28 protein-coding genes are annotated in these 23,613 nt (G+C 42.0%); 3 read left to right on the top strand and 25 right to left on the bottom strand.

Translation table 11 applies throughout. The features are described 5' to 3' along the window. Nucleotides 1-66: 66 nt before the first annotated feature. Both A5875_RS14335 and A5875_RS14330 read right to left on the bottom strand, forming a co-directional pair. Entirely contained in the window at nucleotides 67-1,749 is a 1,683-nt protein-coding gene (locus A5875_RS14335; RefSeq protein ID WP_088934212.1) for a DAK2 domain-containing protein, read from the bottom strand. A gap of 29 nt (nucleotides 1,750-1,778) precedes the next feature. After that, nucleotides 1,779-2,141 carry an Asp23/Gls24 family envelope stress response protein gene (locus A5875_RS14330; RefSeq protein WP_010742791.1) on the bottom strand — a complete coding sequence of 121 codons (363 nt, stop codon included), beginning with the start codon at nucleotides 2,139-2,141 and terminating at the stop codon, nucleotides 1,779-1,781. A 323-nt stretch (nucleotides 2,142-2,464) separates the two neighbouring features. Here A5875_RS14330 and rpmB point away from each other — a divergent pair, with 323 nt between their 5' ends. Then, a complete protein-coding gene (gene rpmB / locus A5875_RS14325) occupies nucleotides 2,465-2,653 on the top strand; it encodes a 50S ribosomal protein L28 (protein WP_088934211.1) in 189 nt (62 codons plus the stop codon). A gap of 212 nt (nucleotides 2,654-2,865) precedes the next feature. Then, the gene (locus A5875_RS14320) at nucleotides 2,866-5,463 is read left to right on the top strand and encodes a YfhO family protein (RefSeq protein ID WP_088934210.1); all 2,598 of its coding nucleotides are present in this window, start codon (nucleotides 2,866-2,868) and stop codon (nucleotides 5,461-5,463) included. A 76-nt stretch (nucleotides 5,464-5,539) separates the two neighbouring features. Here the strand turns inward: A5875_RS14320 and A5875_RS14315 are convergent, their stop codons facing one another. From A5875_RS14315 to rihB, 6 genes are all read right to left on the bottom strand, one after another. After that, on the bottom strand, nucleotides 5,540-6,493 hold the full coding sequence (locus A5875_RS14315) for an ABC transporter permease (RefSeq protein ID WP_088934209.1): 954 nt from the start codon (nucleotides 6,491-6,493) through the stop codon (nucleotides 5,540-5,542). Then, nucleotides 6,490-7,617 (bottom strand): ABC transporter permease, encoded by a 1,128-nt coding sequence (locus A5875_RS14310; protein ID WP_088934699.1) that lies wholly within the window; start codon nucleotides 7,615-7,617, stop codon nucleotides 6,490-6,492. Before A5875_RS14310 ends, A5875_RS14315 begins: the two co-directional genes overlap by 4 nt. Beyond that, nucleotides 7,610-9,145 carry an ABC transporter ATP-binding protein gene (locus tag A5875_RS14305; RefSeq protein ID WP_422851539.1) on the bottom strand — a complete coding sequence of 512 codons (1,536 nt, stop codon included), beginning with the start codon at nucleotides 9,143-9,145 and terminating at the stop codon, nucleotides 7,610-7,612. The genes A5875_RS14310 and A5875_RS14305 overlap by 8 nt, the downstream gene beginning before the upstream one ends. 90 nt (nucleotides 9,146-9,235) lie before the next feature. After that, nucleotides 9,236-10,318, bottom strand: a complete 1,083-nt coding sequence (locus A5875_RS14300; protein ID WP_088934207.1) for a BMP family lipoprotein — start codon at nucleotides 10,316-10,318, stop codon at nucleotides 9,236-9,238. A 47-nt stretch (nucleotides 10,319-10,365) separates the two neighbouring features. After that, entirely contained in the window at nucleotides 10,366-11,232 is an 867-nt protein-coding gene (gene rbsK / locus A5875_RS14295; RefSeq protein ID WP_088934206.1) for a ribokinase, read from the bottom strand. A gap of 97 nt (nucleotides 11,233-11,329) precedes the next feature. Beyond that, complete coding sequence (gene rihB / locus A5875_RS14290; RefSeq protein WP_088934205.1) at nucleotides 11,330-12,283, bottom strand: ribosylpyrimidine nucleosidase; 954 nt, start codon at nucleotides 12,281-12,283, stop codon at nucleotides 11,330-11,332. Nucleotides 12,284-12,384: 101 nt separating this feature from the next. Here rihB and yeiL point away from each other — a divergent pair, with 101 nt between their 5' ends. Next, nucleotides 12,385-13,056, top strand: coding sequence for a transcriptional regulator YeiL (gene yeiL, locus A5875_RS14285; protein ID WP_088934204.1), 672 nt, complete (start codon nucleotides 12,385-12,387; stop codon nucleotides 13,054-13,056). A gap of 51 nt (nucleotides 13,057-13,107) precedes the next feature. Here yeiL and truA read toward each other — a convergent pair whose 3' ends face one another. The 17 genes from truA to rplR form a co-directional block, all read right to left on the bottom strand. After that, nucleotides 13,108-13,851: a tRNA pseudouridine(38-40) synthase TruA gene (truA, locus tag A5875_RS14280; RefSeq protein WP_088934203.1), complete on the bottom strand. Its 744-nt coding sequence runs from the start codon at nucleotides 13,849-13,851 to the stop codon at nucleotides 13,108-13,110. 49 nt (nucleotides 13,852-13,900) lie between these two features. Further along, a complete protein-coding gene (locus tag A5875_RS14275) occupies nucleotides 13,901-14,473 on the bottom strand; it encodes a DUF6434 domain-containing protein (protein ID WP_088934202.1) in 573 nt (190 codons plus the stop codon). A gap of 64 nt (nucleotides 14,474-14,537) precedes the next feature. After that, a complete protein-coding gene (locus A5875_RS14270; RefSeq protein WP_088934201.1) occupies nucleotides 14,538-15,335 on the bottom strand; it encodes an energy-coupling factor transporter transmembrane component T family protein in 798 nt (265 codons plus the stop codon). Further along, the gene (locus A5875_RS14265; protein WP_088934200.1) at nucleotides 15,325-16,194 is read right to left on the bottom strand and encodes an energy-coupling factor ABC transporter ATP-binding protein; all 870 of its coding nucleotides are present in this window, start codon (nucleotides 16,192-16,194) and stop codon (nucleotides 15,325-15,327) included. The genes A5875_RS14270 and A5875_RS14265 overlap by 11 nt, the downstream gene beginning before the upstream one ends. Next, on the bottom strand, nucleotides 16,170-17,006 hold the full coding sequence (locus tag A5875_RS14260) for an energy-coupling factor ABC transporter ATP-binding protein (RefSeq protein WP_088934199.1): 837 nt from the start codon (nucleotides 17,004-17,006) through the stop codon (nucleotides 16,170-16,172). The genes A5875_RS14265 and A5875_RS14260 overlap by 25 nt, the downstream gene beginning before the upstream one ends. A 253-nt stretch (nucleotides 17,007-17,259) precedes the next feature. Further along, nucleotides 17,260-17,640, bottom strand: a complete 381-nt coding sequence (gene rplQ, locus A5875_RS14255; RefSeq protein ID WP_088934198.1) for a 50S ribosomal protein L17 — start codon at nucleotides 17,638-17,640, stop codon at nucleotides 17,260-17,262. Between the two features lie 27 nt (nucleotides 17,641-17,667). Next, nucleotides 17,668-18,606, bottom strand: coding sequence for a DNA-directed RNA polymerase subunit alpha (locus A5875_RS14250; RefSeq protein ID WP_088934197.1), 939 nt, complete (start codon nucleotides 18,604-18,606; stop codon nucleotides 17,668-17,670). Nucleotides 18,607-18,685: 79 nt separating this feature from the next. Further along, nucleotides 18,686-19,075: a 30S ribosomal protein S11 gene (gene rpsK, locus A5875_RS14245; protein ID WP_016179483.1), complete on the bottom strand. Its 390-nt coding sequence runs from the start codon at nucleotides 19,073-19,075 to the stop codon at nucleotides 18,686-18,688. Nucleotides 19,076-19,099: 24 nt separating this feature from the next. Further along, a complete protein-coding gene (gene rpsM / locus A5875_RS14240) occupies nucleotides 19,100-19,465 on the bottom strand; it encodes a 30S ribosomal protein S13 (protein WP_010747198.1) in 366 nt (121 codons plus the stop codon). An 18-nt stretch (nucleotides 19,466-19,483) separates the two neighbouring features. Beyond that, nucleotides 19,484-19,600 (bottom strand): 50S ribosomal protein L36, encoded by a 117-nt coding sequence (gene rpmJ, locus A5875_RS14235; RefSeq protein ID WP_010742772.1) that lies wholly within the window; start codon nucleotides 19,598-19,600, stop codon nucleotides 19,484-19,486. 33 nt (nucleotides 19,601-19,633) lie between these two features. After that, complete coding sequence (gene infA / locus A5875_RS14230) at nucleotides 19,634-19,852, bottom strand: translation initiation factor IF-1 (protein ID WP_010742771.1); 219 nt, start codon at nucleotides 19,850-19,852, stop codon at nucleotides 19,634-19,636. 175 nt (nucleotides 19,853-20,027) lie between these two features. Beyond that, a complete protein-coding gene (locus tag A5875_RS14225; RefSeq protein WP_010747199.1) occupies nucleotides 20,028-20,675 on the bottom strand; it encodes an adenylate kinase in 648 nt (215 codons plus the stop codon). Between the two features lie 61 nt (nucleotides 20,676-20,736). Beyond that, nucleotides 20,737-22,038, bottom strand: coding sequence for a preprotein translocase subunit SecY (gene secY, locus A5875_RS14220; protein ID WP_088934196.1), 1,302 nt, complete (start codon nucleotides 22,036-22,038; stop codon nucleotides 20,737-20,739). Beyond that, nucleotides 22,038-22,478 carry a 50S ribosomal protein L15 gene (gene rplO / locus A5875_RS14215; protein ID WP_010782047.1) on the bottom strand — a complete coding sequence of 147 codons (441 nt, stop codon included), beginning with the start codon at nucleotides 22,476-22,478 and terminating at the stop codon, nucleotides 22,038-22,040. The genes secY and rplO overlap by 1 nt, the downstream gene beginning before the upstream one ends. Before the next feature lie 40 nt (nucleotides 22,479-22,518). Then, the gene (gene rpmD, locus A5875_RS14210) at nucleotides 22,519-22,698 is read right to left on the bottom strand and encodes a 50S ribosomal protein L30 (protein WP_010747202.1); all 180 of its coding nucleotides are present in this window, start codon (nucleotides 22,696-22,698) and stop codon (nucleotides 22,519-22,521) included. Between the two features lie 14 nt (nucleotides 22,699-22,712). Then, nucleotides 22,713-23,213 (bottom strand): 30S ribosomal protein S5, encoded by a 501-nt coding sequence (rpsE, locus tag A5875_RS14205; RefSeq protein ID WP_010747203.1) that lies wholly within the window; start codon nucleotides 23,211-23,213, stop codon nucleotides 22,713-22,715. A gap of 20 nt (nucleotides 23,214-23,233) precedes the next feature. Beyond that, nucleotides 23,234-23,590 (bottom strand): 50S ribosomal protein L18, encoded by a 357-nt coding sequence (gene rplR / locus A5875_RS14200; protein ID WP_088934195.1) that lies wholly within the window; start codon nucleotides 23,588-23,590, stop codon nucleotides 23,234-23,236. Between the last annotated feature and the right edge of the window lie 23 nt (nucleotides 23,591-23,613).

The raw sequence follows: 23,613 nt of genomic DNA, 5'->3' as shown, positions 1-23,613 counted from the left end.
TAACACTAACAAAAACAGGGAGTGAGCCAGATATTCTTGGCTCACTCCCTCCGACTTTTTACTTATTTATTCTGCTGAAAGCAAGTATGGATAAACTGGTTGTTTTCCTTCGTGGATCTCAACTTCTAAATCCGGATAGCTTGCTTCAATTGTCTCACTTAATTTTTCAGCCTCTGCTTGTGTACCTTCAACACCTACGATGATTGTGATGATTTCGATATCCTCACTGATCATTTTATTTAAAGTATCTAAGGTTGCTTGATATTTGTCCGCTTCAGAAAGAACGATTTTGCCGTCGATCATTCCTAAGTAGTCGCCCTCATGAATCTCAACACCATCGATCGCCGTATCGCGAATCGCATTAGTGATTTGACCGCTGACTACAGAATCAAGCATTTCAGTCATCGTCGTTTTATTATCTTCTAGGCTTTGCTCACCATTGAAGGCCAACATTGCGGTCATTCCTTGAGAAACAGTTTTACTTGGTACAACTGCGACAGGTATGTCCGCTACTTCTGCCGCTTGATCAGCAGCCATAAAGATATTTTTGTTGTTCGGCAAGACAATGACTTGATCAGCATTAACTTCTTTGATTGCTTTCAAAATGTCTTCCGTACTTGGATTCATAGTTTGGCCGCCGCTGATTACGTATGATACGCCCAGACTCTTGAATAATTCTTGCACGCCTTCGCCAGCTGCAATTGCGATTACCGCATAAGGTACACGCTCTGCTGGTGCCGCCTCAAACTCAGCAACTTCTTCATCATGCTCCAAGATGTTTTCATGTTGCAGACGCATATTATCCACTTTGACCTTGATCAAAGCACCAAATTTTTGTCCATAATTCATTACTTCACCCGGATGTTCTGTATGAACATGCACTTTAACGATTTCATCATCATTAACAACTAATAGCGAGTCGCCAATGCCGTCCAAGTAGTTGCGGAATGTATCATAGTCAAAATTACTGTCAACCGTTGGTCCTTCGCCTAGACGAACCATGATTTCAGTACAATAACCGAACTTGATATCTGCTGTCGCCAATTGACCTTGAACGCTGCGGTGATGTTCGGCATTAACCATTTCATCCATTTCAGCTGGACTTGGTTCATAGGTGTCATCTGCCTGAAATTCGCCATTTAACGCACTTAAAAAACCTTCGTAAATGAACAATAAGCCTTGACCGCCGCTATCGACTACGCCGACCTCTTTTAAGACTGGCAGCATATCTGGAGTTTTATCCAATGCTTTTTTTCCGGATTTAACAACGGCTGACATTACTTCAATCACATCATCCGTTTGTTTCGCTTTGCGTTCACCAGCTTTTGCTGATTCGCGTGCCACTGTTAAAATCGTTCCTTCTACGGGTTTCATCACTGCTTTATAAGCTGTTTCTACACCGTGAACTAACGCTTTTGCTAAATCTTCTGCATTTAATGTATCCACATCTAAAATTGCTTTAGAAAAACCGCGGAATAATTGTGACAGAATAACGCCGGAGTTTCCTCGTGCGCCCATCAACAATCCTTTCGCTAAAACATTTGCTAATTCTCCGACTTTTTCAGAAGCTGAATTAACAACAGCAGTCGCGCCGCTGGTCATAGATAGATTCATATTGGTCCCAGTATCGCCATCCGGCACTGGAAATACATTTAATGAATTGACATATTCTGCATTGACTTGCAGACGTTTAGCGCCAGCCTCTACCATTTCTTGGAATTGACTCGCGCTGATCTCTGTTACCTTCACTTACTTAGTCCTCCTTAAGAACGCTGCCTTTAGTCAGGCAGAACACGTACACCTTGAACATAGACATTCACCGAATTGGCTGTAACCCCAAGCATCGTTTCCAAATTGTATTTCACTTTTTCTTGGACATTGCGCGATACTTCTGAGATTTTCGTGCCGTAGCTGACGATCGTATACACGTCAACCGCGATTCCGTTCTCTTCTTGACGTACAACGACGCCGCGTGAATAATTTTCTTTTCTTAAAATCTCTGTGATATTGTCTTTGATTTGATTTTTACTAGCCATACCGACGATACCAAACACGTCAGTAACTGCACCGCCGACAACCGTCGCGATGACGTCGTTTGAAATTTCGATCATACCAGTCTGTGTATTAATTTTCACAGCCATAGTTGTTAGCCTCCTTAAATAGGCATACTTGCCCATTTTTTCTACTATAATAGTTTATCATAGCCCTATGACAAATAAAAGAAAGTTCCATTGCGATTTGCTGATAGGGCGCTCCCTGCTTGCCGCAATATTCTGCCAACTTTCTTGCATCAAAACTTTTGCTAAAAAATTTTTACGCTAACAGAGTATAATTTACCTGCAAATCCCTTAAATGTCAATCTTTCTAAAAAAATTCACTTGCTAAACTTGCGAATATATGCTATTTTATTTTAGTATGAGCCAAAGAAGCGCTCCAATATCAAGGCTAAAGGAGGAAACAACACATGGCAAAAGTTTGCTATTTTACTGGTCGTAAAACAAGAAGTGCAAATAACCGTTCTCACGCTATGAACGCTACTAAACGTACTGTAAAACCTAATTTACAAAAAGTTCGCGTATTAGTTGACGGAAAACCTAAAAAAGTTTGGGTCTCAACTCGTGCTTTGAAATCTGGAAAAATTGAGCGCGTTTAATATTATCCATTCAAAGTCCTTCAGCTGGAGGACTTTTTTTATTGCCCTCTTTTAACGTTGGCGCTGCCTAAGCGTTAACCGCACTATTATTTCCTTAAATCCCTCCTAAAATGTTCAAAATTTCGGGCTGTTTTCACGCCTCCTTCACAATATTTCAGCTCTTCTATGGTAAAATTTGGATAGTCTGTTGAAAGAAGTTTGGTGATTTTTATATGAAAAAGTATCTTAAAGAAAACCGTTGGTATTTGTTGGCCAGTTTTTTCCTGCCGTTTTTGCTCATGGTGATCGTCTATTTAACGATTGGCATTTATCCGGGGTCGAGCCGCAGTGTCTTAGCCAGTGATGCCTTTTCACAGTTTTCAAATTTTCACGCAAGTTTTCGAAATATGCTTTTAGGCAAACAAGGCCTTTTTTATACTTGGAATGCCTCGATGGGGCTGAACTACTTATCGCTGGTTTCCTATTACCTTGGCGGCTTCTTTACACCGCTGGTTATTTTCTTTCCAAATCAGTTGATGCCCGACGCTCTGTATTTTTTGACTCTGATCAAGATCGGCTCAGCAGGATTAGCGTTTTGGTTTTATGCCAAGGGTAGTTTTAAGCTGCCGGATTGGTCCCGTGTAGCCCTAAGCGTTACCTATGCATTGATGTCTTTTGCCATCGCACATTCTGAGATTATTATGTGGCTGGATGCCTTTGTCTATCTGCCTTTGATCATTTGGGGCATCAATCGTGTGATGGACCTGAAAAAGCCGACCGTACTTTTTGTTTCCTATTTAATGTTGTTTTTAACGAGCTTTTATATGGGCTTCATGATCGGTCTATTTTCGGTCTTATATTTTATCGCCCGCTTGATTACCAATTGGAAGTTATACAAAAAGAGCATCATTCCTTATGGAGCCACCTCGTTATTAGCCGGCTTTGCATCAATGATCGTCATTTTGCCGTCGATTCTCGATTTGCGAACGAATGGTGAAGAATTGACACAAATCACCACCTTAAAAACGGAAGCAACCAGCTGGTGGGATTTTATCGCGAAGAATTTGATCGGCTCTTACGATACAACAAAATATGGTTCGATCCCATTCATTTATATCGGACTTTTACCATTAGCCTTATGTTTATTTTTCTTTATCTGTAAAAAGATTCCTTGGAAAAATAAACTCGCTTATGGTGTGATTGCCGCGATCTTAATTGCAAGTTTCTATATCCAGCCGATGAATTTATTCTGGCATGGAATGCATGCACCGAACATGTTCTTGTTTCGCTATGCTTATCTGCTTTCATTTTTAGTGATTACACTAGCCGCCTGGGGCTGGGAAAAATTGGAGCGAGAGAACATTTTGCAACTGGTCGCCGCCTTCTTGCTGCTGATCGCTGTTTTTGCGATTTTCTGGGGAATGAAGGGCAAAGACTATGACTATCTTAAAAATATTTCGCTTTACATCACGATCGGCTTCTTGGCTGTTTATGCTTTAGTTTTCACGGCGCATCACTTTAATAAAGTCCCATTGAAAGTTCTCAGCATCCTGCTCTTACTATTGATGTCTACAGAAGCCTTTATCAATAGCGATTTTATGGTCCGCGGTATTTTGAAGGATTGGAATTATGCGTCTCGCAGCCTTTATACAGAGCCTTATCCTTCGATCAAAGCGTTAGTCGATGAAACGAAGAACGAGAATGAGGATTTTTATCGAATGGAAAATCTTGATCCCGTCTCATCCAATGACGCCTTTAATTATGGCTATAGCGGTGTCAGCATGTTTTCTTCGATCCGCAACCGTCATTCATCCGGCTATATGGATCAATTAGGCTTCCGTTCAAGAGGCACGAGCCTGAACATTCGCTACCAGAATAATACGCTGCTGGCAGATGCCTTCACAGGCATGAAATACAACATTGCCAAAGCAAAGGATTTGAATAAATACGGCTTTTCTAAAACAAAAACGGTCGGCGAGTATAATCTGTTCGAAAATACCTATGCCCTGCCGTTAGCCTTCACAGCACCAACAAGTATTGATAAATTAAAGGCTTTGCCAAATGACAATCTTGGTACTCAAACGCAATTATTCAATGCTTTGTCGCAAGAACAATACCAGTACTACCAGTTCTTGCCGATAACGCAAGTAGATACCAAAAATGCCACCGTCACCAACGCTGGCAATATTACGACGATCACGGAAAAACAAGGCAATGTCGCAAAGGATGTCACCTGGAAGGTTCAAGTTCCAGCAAATACCCAAGCCTACTTAAGTCTTTATCCTTACGATTTTTCCGAGTTAGAAAGTTCGACCGCCACTGTTACGACAAATGGACAAACGCGTCAGGCGCAAATCAATATCAGCGGACAATATTATGACTTAGGTTATTATCAAAAGGCCACAATGGTCACCTTTACCGCCAGCTTTTATGGAACAAAGGCGATCAGCTTCCAAAGCCCGCAAGTTCTAGCGCTGGATACTGTAGCCTATCGATTAGCTGCGGATAAGATCAAAGAAAACGGTGTGGATATGAAGGTTGGCAAACGCAGTGCTGAAGGGACTGTAAATGCCAAAGAAGCACAAACACTGGTTACGACGATCCCTTATGACGAAGGCTGGACTGCCAGAATCGATGGAAAAAAGGTCGATACCAAAGCGTTCCAAAACGCGTTCATCAGTATCCATGTACCAAAAGGCAAACACAAGGTAACTTTCAGTTATCTGCCGAAAGGCTTTATCGCCGGTGCGATCTCTTTTGTGGTTGCAATCGGAATGTTCATCCTTTATCTAAGAATGTTAAAAACGAAAAAAGAACATCATCATTCTTAATAAAAAGGAAGCTCACCAATCAGCGGTGAGCTTCCTTTTTTGCTCGTTCGATGTCTAATAACAGATAACTGTTCGATCATTTTGATTTTATATAGTTTATCCCCCCTGCTTTTGGACCGGTAGCTTTTCCTAAAAAGACTACTAAAACAATAATCGTTAATACATAAGGGGCAGATTGTAGATAAACATCTGGGATTTGCGAAATAACTGGCAGATTCGCTCCAGCGATACTAAGGTTTTGAGCAAAACCAAAGAAGATAGCTGCCCCCATTGCCCCGAGCGGATTCCATTTGCCGAAGATCATCGCGGCTAAAGAAATAAATCCTTGGCCGGCAATCGTAGTTATTGCAAAGCGGCCTGCAATTGATTGGGCGAACACGGCCCCTCCCATTCCGCCAAGAAAGCCCGAAATCAATACGCCCGCATAACGCATTAAGTATACGTTTATGCCCAAGGTATCCGCGGCCTGCGGATTTTCTCCAACCGAACGCAGGCGCAATCCGAATTTGGTCTTATAAATAATGAACCAAGCACCCAACGCTACCACAATAGCAAAATAGGCTGGTAAGCTAGTTTTATTAAAAAACAAATCTCCGATAATCGGAATCTTGCTTAATCCTGAGAAATCAAAGTAACCAAACTGCTCTTGAATCGTATCCGTTTGCCCTTTCCCATAAATGACTTTAATCAAAAATATCGTTAGCGGCGGAGCCAGCAAATTCATAACCGTTCCGCTGATTACATGATCCGCTCGAAAATTCACTGTCGCTACAGCATGCAGAAGTGAAAATAATAAACCAGTCAACCCTCCGACTAAAACACCTAGCCAAGGTGTCAGCGCTCCAAATTGATCCGCAAAACTCAGATTAAATATAACCGAACTAAACGCACCCGTTACCATGATGCCTTCTAAACCGACATTTACAATTCCGCTGCGTTCCGAAAATACGCCGCCTAAGGCCGTTAAGATTAAGGGGGCAGAATAAACCAAGGTTTGAGAAATCAGCGAACCTAGTAATTGAATGGTCATTCCAAATCAACTCCTTCTTGTTTTAGTGACTGTATGTCTGATTCTTCTACTTCTTTTTCAACCTTATTGTTCAGTTGAACTTTAGTCAAAGCAACCCGAACGACATAATTGATTCCCACGAAGAATATGATTAGAGGGATAACACTATTTGCCAGTTCACTTGGAACGCCGGCAAACTGCATCCCTTGTCCGCCAAGTTTTAATATGCTGAACAGCAGTGCTGACAGAAGAATCCCAAGCGAACCGCCATTTCCCAATAAAGATACGGCCATTCCATCAAATCCAATACTGATGGACGATCCTTGAACAAAATAATTACCAAAAGTTCCTAGTCCTTGGACCACTCCCCCCAACCCGGCTAACAAGCCAGAAATGAGCATCGAGATCACGATCGTCCGTTTACTGCTCATGCCTGCATATTCCGAAGCAAAGGGATTGATTCCTACTGAACGAATCTCAAAGCCTAAAGTTGTCCGCTTCATTAAAAACCAAACTAAACCTAAAAAGAGCAACGCTAAAATGAAGCCTGTATTGACCCGCGAACCGCCAAAAAGATTCGTCAACCACGGTTCCCGTAATAAGCCGTTTGCTCCGACAATCTTAGTGACCCCTTTATTGGAAATGATCTCAGGTGCCATGACATTGTTTACTATATGGTTAGCTGTATACAGCAGTACATAATTCATCATAATCGTCACGATAACTTCACTCGTTCCAAAATAAGCACGTAATAGACCTGGGATCGCAGCAGCCAATGCGCCTGCCAATGCTCCAGCGATAATTGCTAAAGGTACAACGACTAATTTTGGGGCTGTCGGCATACTCAACGCGACCCAAATACTTGCCACCCAGCCGCACAAAGCCTGCCCGGATAAACCAACGTTAAAAAAGCCCGCTGAATTCGCTACCGAAAAACCTAAAGCTGTAAAAATCAACGGTCCGGCGCCCACTAGAATTTCTCCGATCGAAATGCTGCTTTGGAAAGCCGAACGGAACATTGCTTGATAACCCACGAGCGGATTATAACCCGTTACCAGCATCAGCAAGCCGCCAAGTAGAAAGCCTAAAATTACTGAGATAATCGGAACCAAAGCATTTCTGATTTGTACTGAACGCTCATTCACTTGCTTCACCAACCTTTACTAACTCTTTTCGTGCATCGGCCAAACTATAGCCTGCCATCAATAGCCCCAATTCATTTTCCGACGTTTCTTTTGGATCAACGATTCCCACGATCTCGCCGGCATGTATAACGGCGATACGATCAGAAACATTTAGAATTTCATCCAGTTCGAAGCTGACTAACAAGACTCCTTTATTTTTATCCCGCTGTTCGACCAAGCGTTTGTGGATATATTCGATTGCTCCGACATCTAGTCCGCGTGTTGGCTGAGCTACGATCAAAAGCTCTGGATCACGATCAACCTCACGAGCAATAATCGCCTTCTGCTGATTCCCTCCAGATAAAGAAGCTGCGGGCGCTTGCTCGCTCGTGGTCCGCACATCATATTCTTTAATCAAACGATTGGCATATTGTTGAATCTCATTAAAATTTAAAATCCCATTTTTACTAAACGGCTCATGATAATAGGATTGCAGCGCAATATTTTCAGATAATGGCAGAGGTAAGACCAAGCCATATTTATGCCGATCTTCCGGCACATGCCCAACACCCATCTGTGTGATTTCCCTAGGCTTGCTGTTTGTAGCATCTTTTCCATTGATAGTAATCGTTCCGCTTTCGATTTTGCGTAAACCAGTCAGTGCTTGGATTAATTCCGACTGGCCGTTGCCGTCAATTCCCGCGATGCCTAAGACCTCACCGCGGTGTACTTCCAGACTCAAATTTTTCACCGCATCTAGTCCGCGGCTTTCCTTCACGCTCAGCTCTTTAATAGAAAGAACCACTTCACCAATGGTTGCTGATTTTTTATCCGTTTTAAATGAAACCGAGCGTCCCACCATCATATCCGCCAACTCCTGCGAGCTGACATTTTTTACATCGACAGTACCGATATAGCGTCCCCGCCGAATGACTGAACACCGATCAGCTACTTTTTTGATCTCATCCAGCTTATGGGTAATCAAAATTGTCGACTTGCCTTCTTTGACTAAGGTCGCCATGATTTCGATCAGCTCATCAATTTCCTGCGGGGTTAAAACGGCTGTCGGTTCGTCAAATATCAAAATATTTGCACCACGGTACAACGTTTTTAAAATTTCTACCCGCTGCTGCATCCCTACTGAAATGTCGCGAACATACGCATCCGGATCGACCTGCAAGCCATAATCATTTGATAGGCGAGTAATTTCTTCTTTGGCTTTTTGTGTATCCAGCACCCCTTTATTACTTAGCTCGCTGCCTAAAATAATATTTTCTGTGACCGTAAAGGCATCCACCAGCATAAAATGCTGGTGCACCATCCCGATTCCTAATTGATTGGCTCTTGTAGGACTAGTGATCTTGACCGTTTGACCATCCATATAGATATCGCCGGATGTCGGCTGCAAAAGCCCTGACAACACATTCATCAGGGTCGATTTGCCTGCGCCGTTTTCTCCCAGCAAGGCATGAATTTCACCCTTGCGAATTTTCAGATTGATCCTGTCATTCGCTTTAAAATCGCCGAACTTTTTCGTGATATCCCGCATCTCAATGACATAACGTTCTTCCGTCAATTTTTTAACACCCTCTCTTGTTTGAAAAAGTGCCTGCCATTATTAGCAGGCACGCCCAGAAAACTAATCTTCCGGTGTCTCCGGAACCTTTACATCACCTGTGATAATTTGTTCTTTCGCCTCTTCTACAGCGGCTTTCGCGTCATCGCTCAGATAGCCATCGGTCATGGCAACCCCGCCATCCTTCAATCCAAAGGACAAATGTTTGCCGCCTGGGAATTTATCCTTCAACGCACGAGTAGAAATATCTTGAACGACGACACCAACCGATTTGATAGTTGAAGCCAAACAAAAGTTGCTGTCTTTACCGTCTTTTGATTTATAACTGCCTTCATCTTGCTGATCACGATCTACACCAAGTACCCATACTTTATCTGCTTCATTTCTTTCCTGATTCAAAGCTTTTGCTTCCGAGAACACTCCCGCGCCTGTACCGCCAGCAGCTTGATAAATAATATCCGCCCCGTTTTGATAAATATTTGCCGCCAAAGCTTTGCCTTTAGCCGGATCACCAAAGGAAGCCGCGTATTTCACATCAACAGCGATTTCCTTGTTCATTTTCTTTGCGGTATCTTTCACACCCTTGGTAAAGCCCGCTTCATAACGATCGATGACTTTGCCTTCTTCGCCGCCAATAAAACCTACTTTATTAGTTTTTGTCGTATACGCCGCCGATACGCCTGCGATATAACCAACCTCATTATCTCTGAAGGTCGCCGACACAACATTTTCCTTTCCTTCAATCACGGTATCAATGATCACAAAATTCGTTTCAGGATTTTGTCCAGCTGCCGCTTCGATCGAGTCTGCTAATAAATAGCCAATACCAAAGACTGTCTTAAAGCCATTAGACACTGCTGTATCGATATTCGATGCAAATTGGGCGATTTCGTTCGATTGGATATAGTCATATCCGCCAATGCCGCGTTTAAGCTTTTGTTCTTTCCCCCATTTTTGCAGACCTTCCCAAGCCGATTGATTAAAGGATTTATCATCTACTCCGCTGACATCTGTTACCATCACAACACTATGATCCGCATCCTCTTTACCAGACGCACTGCTCTTATTTCCTCCGCCACAACCACTAAACGTCAGCAAAGCCGCCATTGCAACAACACCTAAAGAAAAAAGTTTCGTATTTTTCATTGTATATCCCTCCTATTTTATGTTACCGCTTACTTTATTTCGCAGATTTATTCTTCAGTTAGCTCTGCGATTCTCGGCATCGCCGGTTGCGCTCCTAACCCTTGAACTGTCTTGCTGGCCGCCAAATTAGCAAACTTGATCGCCGATTCAATTTCCTGATTTTGTCCGTAAGCAACAGCAAAGGCAGCATTGAAGGTATCGCCTGCTCCTGTTGTATCGACGACCGGAACTTTATAACTCGGCACCTCAACCAGTTTTTCACCATCATGATACTGAACCCCTTTTGATCCATAAGTCATAATGATTTGATTGGGATATTCTTGTAAAACACTTTGTGCATCTTGCTGGAATAATTGATTGATCTCGATTTCATTTGGCGTCAAAAAAGTTGCTTTAGCCAGATATTCTGGTGCAATTTCTGGTGTCGGTGCAGGGTTCAATACCAAACAAATATTATTTTTAGCACAAAAATCAATTAAGTATTTGATCGTATCAAGCGGGATTTCACATTGAGTGATAACGATATCCGCTGCTAAAATCTGTGTTTTATACTCAGCTACTACTGAACGATCCACGCAGGCATTTGCTCCTTGGACTAAAATAATTGAATTATCATTTTCCGCGATCGTGATGTAGGCAACGCCTGTCGGAGCTGCCACTTGTTTAATACAGGAAGTATCCACTTGGTTCTCCTGAAAATTTTTCAACACGATCTCACCGTAGGCATCCTTGCCGACACAGCCGATCATCGTTACATCAGCACCTAATCTCGCTGCCGCAACGGCTTGATTCGCACCTTTTCCTCCAGGCAGCATTTGACTATCTAATCCAAACAACGTCTCGCCAACTTTCGGGAAGCGATCTGCTTGTACCACCAGATCTAAATTAATGCTCCCAACAACAACGACTTTCATCTAATTCCCTCCTAACATTTTTTAAACCGCTTACAAAATTTAAAAAGAGAAACAATCTTTTTTATGTTTACTTAGTTTGTTTCTCCACGTCTTCAGTTTATTTTGCCGCAGCATACACGTCTGAGTACATTCCGATACATTCTTCCACTAAATCCCAGAATCGTTCCGCATCAATCTTTTTGCCTACTTTGGTATTCGACTGCTTATTCAAGACATTGAGCTCATCGCAAACTGTTCGACCATAGCAAGGTCCGCGGTTAATATCGACTTCAACAAACATTTCTTGTGTCTCAAAAGCCTCTGGACAAATAAGATAGCCGACACAAGTTGCATCATGAAGCGGCCCAGCAGCCAAGCCGAAACATTCAAATTGACTTTTCAAAGTGAATCGCATGATGTCGCCAAATAATTTTGCCGCAGCATTTCCGACTGCTTCCATCCGTTCAATGATATCCATCGTACAAAGTGTTTGATTCGTCAAATCGAGTCCCATCATGACGATCGGTGCCCCCGAACTGAAAACTACATGAGCGGCTTCCGGATCGGCAAAAATATTAAACTCAGCAGACGGCGTGAAATTTCCAGTGCCATAAGCGCCGCCCATTAATACGATTTCTTTGATTTTAGGAATAATCAATGGTTCCATGCGCATTGCCACGGCAATATTGGTTAACGGTCCAACTGGTACGAGTGTAATATCTCCCTCACTCGCCAGCAATGTATCGATAATATATTTAACTGCATGTGTTTTCTCCACCTGTAAATTCAGTGGACCGAAAACGGGACCGTCTAAACCAGACTCTCCATGAACATTGTCTGCCACTACCTGCTCCCGCACCAATGGTTTCGGCATACCTGCATAAACCTTCGCGTCAATCCCCAACAGCTGACATACATTCAAGCCGTTCACGACCGTCTTGTCTAGCGTCTGATTTCCTGCTACAATTGTGATTCCTAACAAATCGATTTGCGGATGTGCCGCCGCCATCAACATCGTAATCGCATCATCATGCCCTGGATCACAATCTAAAATAATTTTCCGCTTTTCCATTTTAAAGCCTCCCTAAAAGATTTATTTCCTTGATTCATTTGCATTATATAAAGTTCCTGCTTATGATAAGTATGAGAAATCTCATATGAGGAGACAGAAAAATGAAGAAGTTGCACAATGAAAAATTGAAACAGCAGTTCATTCAGTCTTCCGGCTACCTTGAACAGTTTTCCTTTGATGTCAGCTTAGATACACAACTATTTTTCTTTCCCGCCAACAGCTATATCGTCAAGGAGGATCAGCCGCCGACTCATTTGTTTTTTCTGGTAAAAGGCAAAGCGAAATTATATGACACTTTAGCCAATGGGAAAGTGGCATTGATCGACTTCTTTTCCCCGCCTTGTTTTATCGGCGAGATGGAGCTCGTTGATGAGAATCAAACCGCCTTCAGTGTGCAGGCGATTGAAGATTGCTGGTGCTTAGCTCTTTCCAGGCAAGACTGCCAGCAAAGATTATTGAAGGACACTCTTTTTCTGCAAAAGCTCTGTATTTATTTTGCTCATAAAAATTATCGAAATATCAAAGCCTCGACTCAAAATCAAGGCTTTCCGCTCTCGCAACGTCTGGCTTCCTTCATCCTATTGACCCAAAACGAAGGAACCTACCGCGAAAAGCACACACAGGTTGCCGAATATCTCGGTGTTTCTTACCGCCATCTGCTTTATGTGATCGCGCAGTTCGTTGATGACGGCTACTTAAAAAAAGAAAAAAATGGTTATCTCATACAAGACAGCGCAAAATTGACCCAGCTTGCGGCAGAGGTCAAAGCCTAAAAAAGCATCCGACACCAATCCCTCGATTGCTGTCAGATGCTTCCTTTTTTATTAATATTTTACTTCCGCTAAGTATAATCCTTCTGGATGAGCCGTTGGTCCGGCAGCATTACGATCCTGCGCCTCAAGAATCGCCGGAATACTGTCCGCAGGTATACGCCCATTTCCGATCTTTACCAGCGTGCCCACTAAGATTCGGATCATCTTATATAAGAAGCCATTTCCGCGAAAAATAAAGGTCAGCTCTGTTCCTGCTTCATTTACTTCCAAATCCGCCTGATAAATCGTCCGAACTTTGTCCTCAATCGAACCACCCGTTGCACAAAAAGAAGTAAAATCATGCGTCCCCAATAAATCCGGCAACGCCCGCCGAATCAACTCCAAATCCAATGGATAAGGATAATACGCGGCATAGTATCGCCGAAACGGACTTCGCGGTTTAGCGATTTGAACCTTAAAATGATACGTCTTCTCCACCACATGATAGCGCGCATGGAAGTCATCAGCCACGATCTCAACAGAAGAAACTGCGATATCCTCCGGCGTTTGAGTATCTAACGCAAAACGCATCCGCTCTAATGGCCGCTCCTGCGGATAATCAAAATGGATCACCTGACCGATCGCATGAACGCCAGCATCAGTTCTGCCCGAGCCAAAAATCGTTATTGGAGACCCGTTATTCATTTTCTGCAGCGTCTTTTCAACTTCTTCCTGCACCGTTCGACCATTCGGCTGCTTTTGAAACCCATTAAAATTTGTGCCATCATAAGCAATCACAGCTTTATATCTAACCATTCTTACGCCCCTTATACAAAAATTCTGCCGGAGTCATTATAACAGCTTTTTATCGGGATTCCAACGCGCTCAAATCCGCTGCCTGATATTTATTGCTGCCCGGCAACGCCTTTTTATGCTTCCAACAAACAATCGCCTCTTGTAAAGATCGATCTTGATTCGCCGCAAAAAAATCACGAATATACGTATTGTATTCAAATTGCGAATCAATTTTTTCCGGTTTCTTCGCTGTAATTTCTGGATAAGCTTCTACCGCCTCGCGATATGTTTTCCCCGCATTTGATTTTAGCCATTTTTGAAAAGACACTTTAAAGCTGAAGGATGTTCCCAGTTCTCGACTAAAAAAAGCACGATGCTTTTCAGAACAGACAATATTCTCTTCAATCACACTATCCAACGTTATTTCTTCCACTCGCGCATTCTTCTGCTCTTTATGGCTGTCAGTAAGAACTTTGCCTGTGCGTAAAAAATGTTCGATCCGTTCATTTAATTCTGCTTTACTTCCTGATTTCGCCAATCCCAGTTCTTGGCAAAACACCTGCAGTTCTTCTTTTAAATAATAATACTCACGAAATGTTTCTGGCTCCAACCCAACGTGTAATTCCGGCCGATTCTCGGTCATTTTTCTTCCTCCACTTGCTTGTTTCATTTATCTTACCACAAAAAAAGCTTGGATTTCTCCAAGCTTAGCTGCGTAAAAAGATTAAAATGATCGTCGCGACACCAAAAACTGCAAGAACTATTGTATCTCGGGATGCCCATTGCAATTTTCTGTATTTGCTGCGGCCTTCACCGCCGCGATACCCGCGTGCTTCCATCGCGGTCGCTAAATCTTCCGCCCGATTGAAGCTGCTGACAAACAAGGGGATCAATAAAGGCACGATTGCCTTAACCTTTTGGATCAAGCTGCCATCATTAAAATCAACCCCGCGAGCTCGTTGCGCATTCATAATTTTTTCTGTTTCATCCATCAACGTTGGTACAAATCGCAAGGCGATCGACAACATCAATGCAATCTCGTGAACAGGCAAATGAAACCTTTTCAAAGGATTCAACAAAGACTCGATTGCATCCGACATTGATAATGGCGGTGTCGTTAAAGTCAACAAAGTCGACATAAAAATGATCAAAACAAAACGGCAAAAGATAAACAATCCGTTTTGAATCCCATAAGAAGAAAGACTAAAAACACCCCAAGACCAATACAAAGTCCCGCCACGAGTAAACAGCATCTGCAATGCCACTGTAAAAATGATCAGCCAGATCAACGGTCTGACGCCTCTTAAAAAGAAACTCAAACTTATCTTTGATAAAAACACCGCGAACATGGTAAAAACACCTAAAAATAAATAGCTTTGCCAATTATTCGCTAAAAAGATGATCCCAATAAAATAAAAACTAGCAACTAATTTGGCTCGCGGATCCAAGCGATGAATCAACGAGTCACCTGGAATATAACGTCCAAAGATCAATTTATTCATCATGAGCAGGACCTCCTGCAAATTTTACGATCCAGTCCGCCAATTCATCTTCGGTCAGCGGCAATTCGTTGAAAACCGCTCCACGAGCTTGCATCTTTTCAGCAAAAGCACTCGCTTGCGGCACACCTAATTGTTTTTCCTTCAGCCAAGAGACATCCGCAAAAACACTCTGAGGATCGCCATGCTTCACCACATGCCCCTTTTCCAAAACGTAAACATAGTCAGCAAAATTTGCCACGTCATCCATTAAATGAGTAACCAAAACGATCGTCATATTTTTTTCTTGATGCAAGCGCCAAAACATTTCCATCATTTCTTTACGCCCCAGCGGATCTAACCCTGCTGTCGGCTCATCTAGGACCAAAACTTCCGGTTCCATGGCTAAGACACCTGCGATCGCTACACGGCGCATTTGCCCACCAGAGAGTTCAAATGGTGATCGTTCAAGATACTCCTCATCTAATCCTACCAATTTCAAATTTTCCCGCGCTAAAATCAAAGCTTTCTCATCACTCACACCAAAATTTTTTGGCCCGAAAGCAATATCTTTTGCAACAGTCTCTTCAAATAATTGAGCTTCCGGAAACTGAAAAACGATGCCAACCTTTTTACGAACTGGCTTCAAATTTTTATTATCGGTTGTCGGCGTAATCGTTCGATCGCCAATGAAAACTTTCCCATCAGTTGGCTTCAACAAAGCATTTAGATGCTGCAGCAAAGTTGATTTACCACTACCAGTATGACCCACTAAAGCCGTATATGAACCCTCTTTAATATCCAGATCAATATCATAAAGTGCACGTTGTTCAAAGGGAGTATTCGGTTGATAAACGTAGCTTACTTTTTCAAAACGGATGTCCATAACCAGTCCATCATCCCTTCTTCATCTAAATAATTCATCGGCACATTCACACCGCGAGCCTTTAATGCAGCTTTCAACTTCTCTGGAAACGGCAGATCCAGCCCAAGTGAAACTAACTCAGGTCCGGCAGAAAAAATTTCTTCAGGCGTCCCTTCCTGATACAATTCTCCTTCTCTCATAACTAGAATTCGGTTCGCACTAGCAGCCTCGTCGATATCATGAGTGATGGAAATGACAGTCAGATCACTTTCCTCTTTGATTTCATTAATCGTCGCGATTACATCATCACGACCTTCAGGATCTAACATACTGGTCGCCTCATCCAAAATAATAATATCTGGGCGCAAAGCCACTACTCCTGCAATAGCAACGCGCTGCTTCTGCCCCCCTGATAGCCGAGCGGGTTCGCGGGTTGCGAAGTCCTGCATCTTAACTTTTTCCAAAGCATCCTGAACACGACGCTGCATTTCACTACGTTCGATCCCTTGATTTTCCAATCCAAAGGCCACATCGTCTTCTACCGTTGCTCCAACAAATTGGTTATCCGGATTTTGAAAAACCATCCCTACCATTCGGCGAATGTCCCAGACTGATTCCTCAGACAATTCCATTCCCCCAACAGTGACTGTTCCCTTTTGTGGTAAATGAAGACCGTTGATTGCTTTGGCTAGAGTAGATTTTCCCGAGCCGTTATGTCCGACGATCGCGATCCATTCACCTTTATTAATCGAAAAGCTGACATCCTTCAAAGCAGGTGTCGCATCTTCTTGATAGCTAAATTCAATTTGATTGATTTCAATAATTGGCTTCATGACTGCACCTTTCCACTTCTTTGCAAATCTGTTCTAAGCCTAGCAAAAAAGCCACGTTTTATCAATCCTTGATACTCAATAAAATGCTTTTGTATACCGATCTGTCTTGACAGTGTTTTTGGGTATAAAAAAACACTTTATGATGAGTGCCGGCTTCCCAGACATTCTGGGAAGCGGCGCTGAGCTAGACTCGGAGAAAATCTCCAACATCATAACACTCTAAAAGAATCATCTATAAAGTGAAGAGTGATTATTATACAAGTTCTAAAACAACCATAGGGGCGTTGTCGCCGCGACGAGGTTCAGTTTTTAAGATACGAGTGTATCCACCTTGACGTTCAGCATAACGAGGAGCGATATCGTTGAATAATTTCTGCAATGCAGATTCAACAACGACTGCTTCGTTTTCTTCGCGAATTTCAGCAACTTCATTACGTACAAAGCTAGCAGCTTGACGACGTGCATGAAGATCCCCGCGTTTTCCTAAGGTAATCATCTTTTCAGCAGTTGAACGAACTTCTTTCGCACGAGCTTCAGTCGTAACGATACGTTCGTTGATAATTAAGTCAGTTGTTAAGTCACGCAACATCGCTTTACGTTGGCTAGATGTGCGTCCTAATTTACGATAACTCACGTAGGTTTCCCTCCTTTGTAAACAATATTAATCGTCTTTACGTAGTCCTAATCCAAGATCATGCAATTTAGCCTTCACTTCTTCAAGTGATTTACGACCTAAATTACGTACTTTGATCATTTCAGGTTCAGACTTATTCGTTAATTCTTGAACCGTATTAATTCCAGCACGTTTCAAGCAATTGTACGAACGTACAGACAGGTCTAGTTCTTCGATGGTCATTTCCAACATTTTTTCTTTTTGCGTTTCTTCTTTTTCAACCATGATTTCAGCATTTTTCGCTTCATCAGTAAGATTTACAAAAATATCTAAATGTTCAGTTAAAATTTTCGCTGCAAGACTCAATGCTTCTTGAGCAATGATTGATCCATCAGTCCAAATTTCCATCGTTAATTTATCGAAATCATCACGACGACCAACACGTGTATTTTCAACTTGATAGTTTACTTTGCGCACTGGTGTATAGATAGAATCGACCGGAAGGACACCAATCGGCATATCTTCCTTTTTATTTTCGTCTGCTTGAACATAGCCTCGACCAGGTTTTACTGTTAAGCGAGCATGGAATGTCGCGCCTTCAGCAACAGTACAAATGTACATATCTTTATTCAAGATTTCAACGTCGCTGTCAACGATAATATCGCCGGCAGTTACCGTAGCTGGTCCAGTAATATCGATCTCAAGGGTTTTTTCTTCTTCAGCGAATAATTTCAAAGCCAAACCTTTGATATTCAAGATGATTTGTACAGCGTCTTCTCTTACACCTTTGATGGTTGAAAATTCGTGTAACACCCCATCGATTTGAATATTAGTAATGGCCGCGCCCGGCAAAGAAGAAAGTAGAATACGACGTAGAGAATTACCTAAAGTAGTTCCATAACCTCTTTCCAAAGGTTCAACAACGAACTTGCCATAATCTCTGTCTTCATCAATTTTTGTGATTCTTGGTTTTTCGAATTCAATCATTCTTGTCTTTTACCCCTTTCAAAACGAAAAGTGTCTTGTTCAATGACGTTCCTGTAAAACTCATAGAGTGGGGCACTCATTAAACACGACGGCGTTTTGGAGGGCGGCATCCATTATGAGGTACTGGAGTCACGTCACGAATTGCAGTTACTTCTAAACCAGTTGCTTGCAATGAACGAATCGCTGCTTCACGACCAGAACCAGGTCCTTTAACAGTTACTTCAACACTTTTCAATCCATGTTCCATTGCAGCTTTTGTTGCTGTTTCAGCAGCCATTTGAGCAGCGAAAGGAGTAGATTTTTTACTACCTTTGAAGCCTAATGAACCTGCAGATGACCATGCTACAGCGTTTCCGCTTGCATCAGTGATCATGACGATTGTATTATTAAAAGTCGAATGAATATGAGCAATACCTGTTTCAATATTCTTCTTCACACGACGTTTACGATTGACTTTCTTTGCTACCATGAAGTTTTATACCTCCTTCACTAATTATTTTTTCTTGCCGGCAATAGCGCGAGCTGGGCCTTTACGAGTACGAGCATTGTTCTTAGTGTTTTGTCCACGTGTAGGCAAGCCACGACGATGACGGATTCCACGGTAAGAACCGATTTCCATCAAACGTTTGATGTTCAAGTTAGTTTCACGACGAAGATCGCCTTCAACTTTTAATTTATCAACTTCAGCACGGATAGCGTCTGTTTGTTCGTTTGTTAAGTCACGTACACGAACATCTTCAGAAACGCCTGCGTCGGCTAAAATTTGTTTCGCTGTAGTATTTCCGATACCGTAAATATAAGTAAGTGAAATTACCACGCGTTTATCACGAGGAATATCTACTCCTGCAATACGAGCCATACTTAATTACACCTCCAATTATCCTTGACGTTGTTTATGTTTTGGGTTTGCTGGGCAAATCACCATAACACGTCCATTACGACGAATTACTTTACAATGTTCACACATTGGTTTTACTGATGGTCTTACTTTCATGATTATACCTCCTGAAGTTTTACGGAGTACAACTTACTTAAAGCGATAGGTAATGCGACCACGGCTCAAATCATATGGAGAAAGTTCTACTGTAACTTTATCTCCAGGCAAGATTCGAATATAATACATCCGGATTTTACCAGATACGTGTGCTAGAACTTCGTGTCCATTTTCCAATTCGACTTTAAACATTGCATTCGGCAAAGTTTCGACGACTGTTCCTTCGATTTCAATCATATCTTCTTTTGCCACGCAGAGTACCTCCTTGTAGTTGTTTCGCATTTTCACACGATAAAATGGCGGAAACTGCAGTTCCCACCCTAATTCTTAAGTTAACTTCTAGAAAAGCTAGAAGTCGGACTGACAAATTCTATCATAAAACATCGAACTTGGCAAGATAAACTGCATCTCAAGTCGGCAGGCAAAATTATTTTTCGATAATCTTTTCTACATCCGCAAATACGGCATCAATTTCACGATCTCCATCAACTGGATACAACAGACCCTCTTCATCATAATAAGCTAAAATTGGTTCACTGTTTTTAATGTTTACAGATAAACGATTTTTAACTGTTTCTGGCTTATCATCTTCACGTTGGTAAAACTCATGACCACCACAACGGTCGCAAGTACCTTCTACCTTTGTAGGATTGAAGATTTTATGATAAGTTGCGCCGCAATTACGGCACATGAAGCGTCCTGCCAAACGTTCAACTAACACTTCTTCTGCTACTTGAATTTCAATCACAGCATCAATCTTTTTGTTCAAGTCCGTTAACATTTCAGCTAATGCTTTGGCTTGATCTAAAGTACGAGGGAACCCGTCTAACAAGAACCCTTTATCAGTATCCTTTTGAGCTAAACGTTCCTTCACGATACCGTTAGTAACTTCGTCTGGGACCAAATCCCCTGCATCCATATAAGATTTTGCTTTCAATCCGAGTGTTGTCTCGTTTTTGATTGCTTCTCGGAACATATCCCCCGTGCTGATATGCGGAATATTGTACGTTGCAACAATTCTTTCTGCTTGTGTTCCTTTTCCTGCTCCTGGCAGTCCCATTAAGATCAGGTTCATTGCTTTCCCTCCTAAATATTTGAAGCGAGAACGGCGTTGAGGAAATCCTCAACACGCGAATCTACTCTTCATCCATGAATCCGACATAGCGTCGTTTTAACATGAGTCCTTCTAATTGTTTTGCAGTTTCTAACGCAACCCCAACTACGATCAAAAGACTAGTACCACCTAAACCAATTGATTGAGGTAGGTTCCAAATCATTTGGGCAATAATTGGAATCAAAGCAATCAAGCCTAAGAAAATAGCTCCGACTACACTTAAACGCATCAAAATTGCAGAAACATATTCTTCTGTCCCTTTACCCGGTCTTACACGAGGAATATAACTTCCTTGTTTTTGCAAGTTCTCCGCTAATTTTTCAGGATTAACCTGAACAAATGCATAGAAGAAGGTGAAGGCAACAATCAGAACAGTATAAATCGCAGCACCTGGAACTGTGTTATAACTGAATAGTTTCGTTAAAACATCATACCAGCCCTCCGCACTATACTTGCTAGCTAATGCCTGTAACACCGCATTCGGTGTCGCAATAAATGAGCTGGCAAAGATAACCGGGATAACTCCGGCAGCATTTACTTTTAATGGTAAATAACTACTTGTTGGAGCGCCAACGACTTGTTTCGTATATTGTATTGGAATTTTTCTTTCCGCTTGCTGGAAGTACGTTACGAAAACGACAATCAACACGATAGCAATAAGTAAAATTACAACAAAGATAACTGATTTCCAAAGATCGCTAGAATCAATATTTACGAAATAATCATCATAGATATCTTTGATACTTTGCGGCAATCGTGAAATGATACCTGCAAAGATAATCATTGATACACCATTACCAATTCCTTTTTCAGTGATCTGTTCTCCTAACCAAGTAACAAACATGGTACCTGCTGTAAGGATGATACCAATCGTTACGAAGGTTTGAACATTACGGTTTGGAACAAAACCAAATTGTGCAAAATAGTCAAATCCAGCTGTAATACTTACAGACTGAATGAAAGCTAAAACTAAAGTTAAATAGCGAGTTGCTTGATTCAACTTTTTACGTCCAACCTCACCTTGTTTTGACCATTCAACAAATTTAGGGATAATGTCCATCTGCAACAGCTGAATAACAATTGAAGCCGTAATGTATGGAGAAACTCCCATTGAGAAGATCGAAAAGTTCTGCATGGCCGAGCCACTCACCATATTCAGCATTCTGAAAAATGGCATTTCGCTTAGACCTTGCAAACCATGCGCGTCTACTCCTGGTACAGTTATTTGAGCACCTAATCGGAAAATTAATAACATTAATACAGTAAACAGGATCCGTGACCGGATGTTCTGAACTTTGAAAGAATCTTTTAAAAGTTTGAACATTAAATCACCTCGATTGAACCACCAGCAGCTTCAATTGTTTCTTGAGCATGTTTAGAGAATTTTGCTGCTTTAACGGTTAGTTTTTTATCTAATGATCCGTTTCCTAAAACTTTGATTCCAGCTTTTTCGTTTTTCACGATTCCAGCTTCAACTAAAGCAACTGGCGTTACTTCAGTACCATCTTCAAAACGATTTAAGACATCCAAATTGATTACAGCGTATTCTTTACGATTCACGTTAGTAAATCCACGTTTCGGTAAACGACGGAATAAAGGAGTTTGACCACCTTCAAAACCTAGACGTACACCACCGCCTGAACGAGCCTTTTGTCCTTTTTGACCACGTCCAGCTGTTTTTCCGTTACCTGATGAAGTACCACGACCAACGCGGTTGCGAACTTTACGTGAACCTTCGGCAGGTTGTAATTCATGAAGTTTCATTATATTGGGCACCTCCTTAGATTTTAATCATCATTGTTTATTAAACTTCTTCTACGTCCACTAAATGAGACACTGTGTTAACCATACCTTTGATTGCATCGTTAGCAGGTTTAACAACTGTGCTATTCATTTTTTTAAGACCCAACGCTTTAACAGTGTCACGTTGGTTTTGAGGACGTCCGATAATACTGCGTTTTAAAGTAATTTTTAATTCAGCCATTTCATTCGTCCTCCTTAATTAGCTAAGTTTTCAACAGAGATGCCGCGTAATTGTGCCACTTCTTCTGCTTTTTTCAATTGAGTTAAACCTTCAACAGTCGCGCGAACAACGTTGATTGGTGTGTTTGAACCTAAAGATTTAGAAGTTACATCGGCAACCCCAGCTAATTCCAAGACGGCACGAACTGGTCCACCAGCGGCAACTCCAGAACCTTCAACGGCTGGTTTCATCAAGATGCGTCCACCGCCGAATACACCAATAACTTCGTGAGGAAGTGTAGTTCCTACCATTGGTACTTCGACTAGGTTTTTCTTAGCATCTTCGATTGCTTTACGAATTGCTTCAGGGACTTCTTGAGCTTTACCTGTACCAAAGCCTACGTGACCGTTCTTGTCACCGACAACAACTAGTGCTGCGAAGCGTAGACGGCGTCCACCTTTAACAACTTTAGTAACACGGTTGATCGCTACAACGCGGTCTTCTAATTCCAAATGTTTTGGATCGATATAAACCATGAATGGTGTTCCTCCTTCTCCTAAAATTCTAGTCCATTTTCGCGAGCTGCTTCAGCTAAAGCTGCTACACGGCCATGGTAAAGGTATCCACCACGGTCAAAGACTACTTTCTTAATACCTTTTTCTGAAGCACGTTCTGCTACCAATTTCCCAACAGCTTGTGCTTGTTCAGTTTTGTTTCCACCTGAAATTTCTTTATCCAAGGCAGAGGCACTTGCTAGCGTCACACCCGCTACGTCATCAATTACTTGCGCGTAGATGTTTTTGTTAGAACGAAAAACGTTCAAGCGTGGGCACTCAGCAGTACCAGAGATTTTGTTACGGACACGCATGTGGCGCTTTTGGCGTGTTTTATTTTTATCTGGTTTTGTAATCACAATTGTCACCTCTTTAATTAAGC

This window comes from Enterococcus sp. 3H8_DIV0648, assembly GCF_002140655.1.
In the GTDB taxonomy this organism is placed as follows: Bacteria; Bacillota; Bacilli; order Lactobacillales; family Enterococcaceae; genus Enterococcus_A; species Enterococcus_A hulanensis.
This window is presented reverse-complemented; position numbering and strand designations above follow the sequence as displayed.

Bases quoted from the DNA above. Each gene is read 5' to 3' on its own strand.
- A5875_RS14330 (WP_010742791.1), bottom strand. From the start codon at position 2,141: ATGGCTGTGAAAATTAATACACAGACTGGTATGATCGAAATTTCAAAC.
- rpmB (WP_088934211.1), top strand. From the start codon at position 2,465: ATGGCAAAAGTTTGCTATTTTACTGGTCGTAAAACAAGAAGTGCAAAT.
- A5875_RS14320 (WP_088934210.1), top strand. From the start codon at position 2,866: ATGAAAAAGTATCTTAAAGAAAACCGTTGGTATTTGTTGGCCAGTTTT.
- A5875_RS14315 (WP_088934209.1), bottom strand. From the start codon at position 6,493: ATGACCATTCAATTACTAGGTTCGCTGATTTCTCAAACCTTGGTTTAT.
- A5875_RS14305 (WP_422851539.1), bottom strand. From the start codon at position 9,145: ATGCGGGATATCACGAAAAAGTTCGGCGATTTTAAAGCGAATGACAGG.
- A5875_RS14300 (WP_088934207.1), bottom strand. From the start codon at position 10,318: ATGAAAAATACGAAACTTTTTTCTTTAGGTGTTGTTGCAATGGCGGCT.
- rbsK (WP_088934206.1), bottom strand. From the start codon at position 11,232: ATGAAAGTCGTTGTTGTTGGGAGCATTAATTTAGATCTGGTGGTACAA.
- rihB (WP_088934205.1), bottom strand. From the start codon at position 12,283: ATGGAAAAGCGGAAAATTATTTTAGATTGTGATCCAGGGCATGATGAT.
- yeiL (WP_088934204.1), top strand. From the start codon at position 12,385: ATGAAGAAGTTGCACAATGAAAAATTGAAACAGCAGTTCATTCAGTCT.
- truA (WP_088934203.1), bottom strand. From the start codon at position 13,851: ATGGTTAGATATAAAGCTGTGATTGCTTATGATGGCACAAATTTTAAT.
- A5875_RS14275 (WP_088934202.1), bottom strand. From the start codon at position 14,473: ATGACCGAGAATCGGCCGGAATTACACGTTGGGTTGGAGCCAGAAACA.
- A5875_RS14270 (WP_088934201.1), bottom strand. From the start codon at position 15,335: ATGATGAATAAATTGATCTTTGGACGTTATATTCCAGGTGACTCGTTG.
- A5875_RS14265 (WP_088934200.1), bottom strand. From the start codon at position 16,194: ATGGACATCCGTTTTGAAAAAGTAAGCTACGTTTATCAACCGAATACT.
- A5875_RS14260 (WP_088934199.1), bottom strand. From the start codon at position 17,006: ATGAAGCCAATTATTGAAATCAATCAAATTGAATTTAGCTATCAAGAA.
- A5875_RS14250 (WP_088934197.1), bottom strand. From the start codon at position 18,606: ATGATTGAATTCGAAAAACCAAGAATCACAAAAATTGATGAAGACAGA.
- rpsK (WP_016179483.1), bottom strand. From the start codon at position 19,075: ATGGTAGCAAAGAAAGTCAATCGTAAACGTCGTGTGAAGAAGAATATT.
- rpsM (WP_010747198.1), bottom strand. From the start codon at position 19,465: ATGGCTCGTATTGCAGGAGTAGATATTCCTCGTGATAAACGCGTGGTA.
- rpmJ (WP_010742772.1), bottom strand. From the start codon at position 19,600: ATGAAAGTAAGACCATCAGTAAAACCAATGTGTGAACATTGTAAAGTA.
- A5875_RS14225 (WP_010747199.1), bottom strand. From the start codon at position 20,675: ATGAACCTGATCTTAATGGGACTGCCAGGAGCAGGAAAAGGAACACAA.
- secY (WP_088934196.1), bottom strand. From the start codon at position 22,038: ATGTTCAAACTTTTAAAAGATTCTTTCAAAGTTCAGAACATCCGGTCA.
- rplO (WP_010782047.1), bottom strand. From the start codon at position 22,478: ATGAAACTTCATGAATTACAACCTGCCGAAGGTTCACGTAAAGTTCGC.
- rpmD (WP_010747202.1), bottom strand. From the start codon at position 22,698: ATGGCTGAATTAAAAATTACTTTAAAACGCAGTATTATCGGACGTCCT.
- rpsE (WP_010747203.1), bottom strand. From the start codon at position 23,213: ATGGTTTATATCGATCCAAAACATTTGGAATTAGAAGACCGCGTTGTA.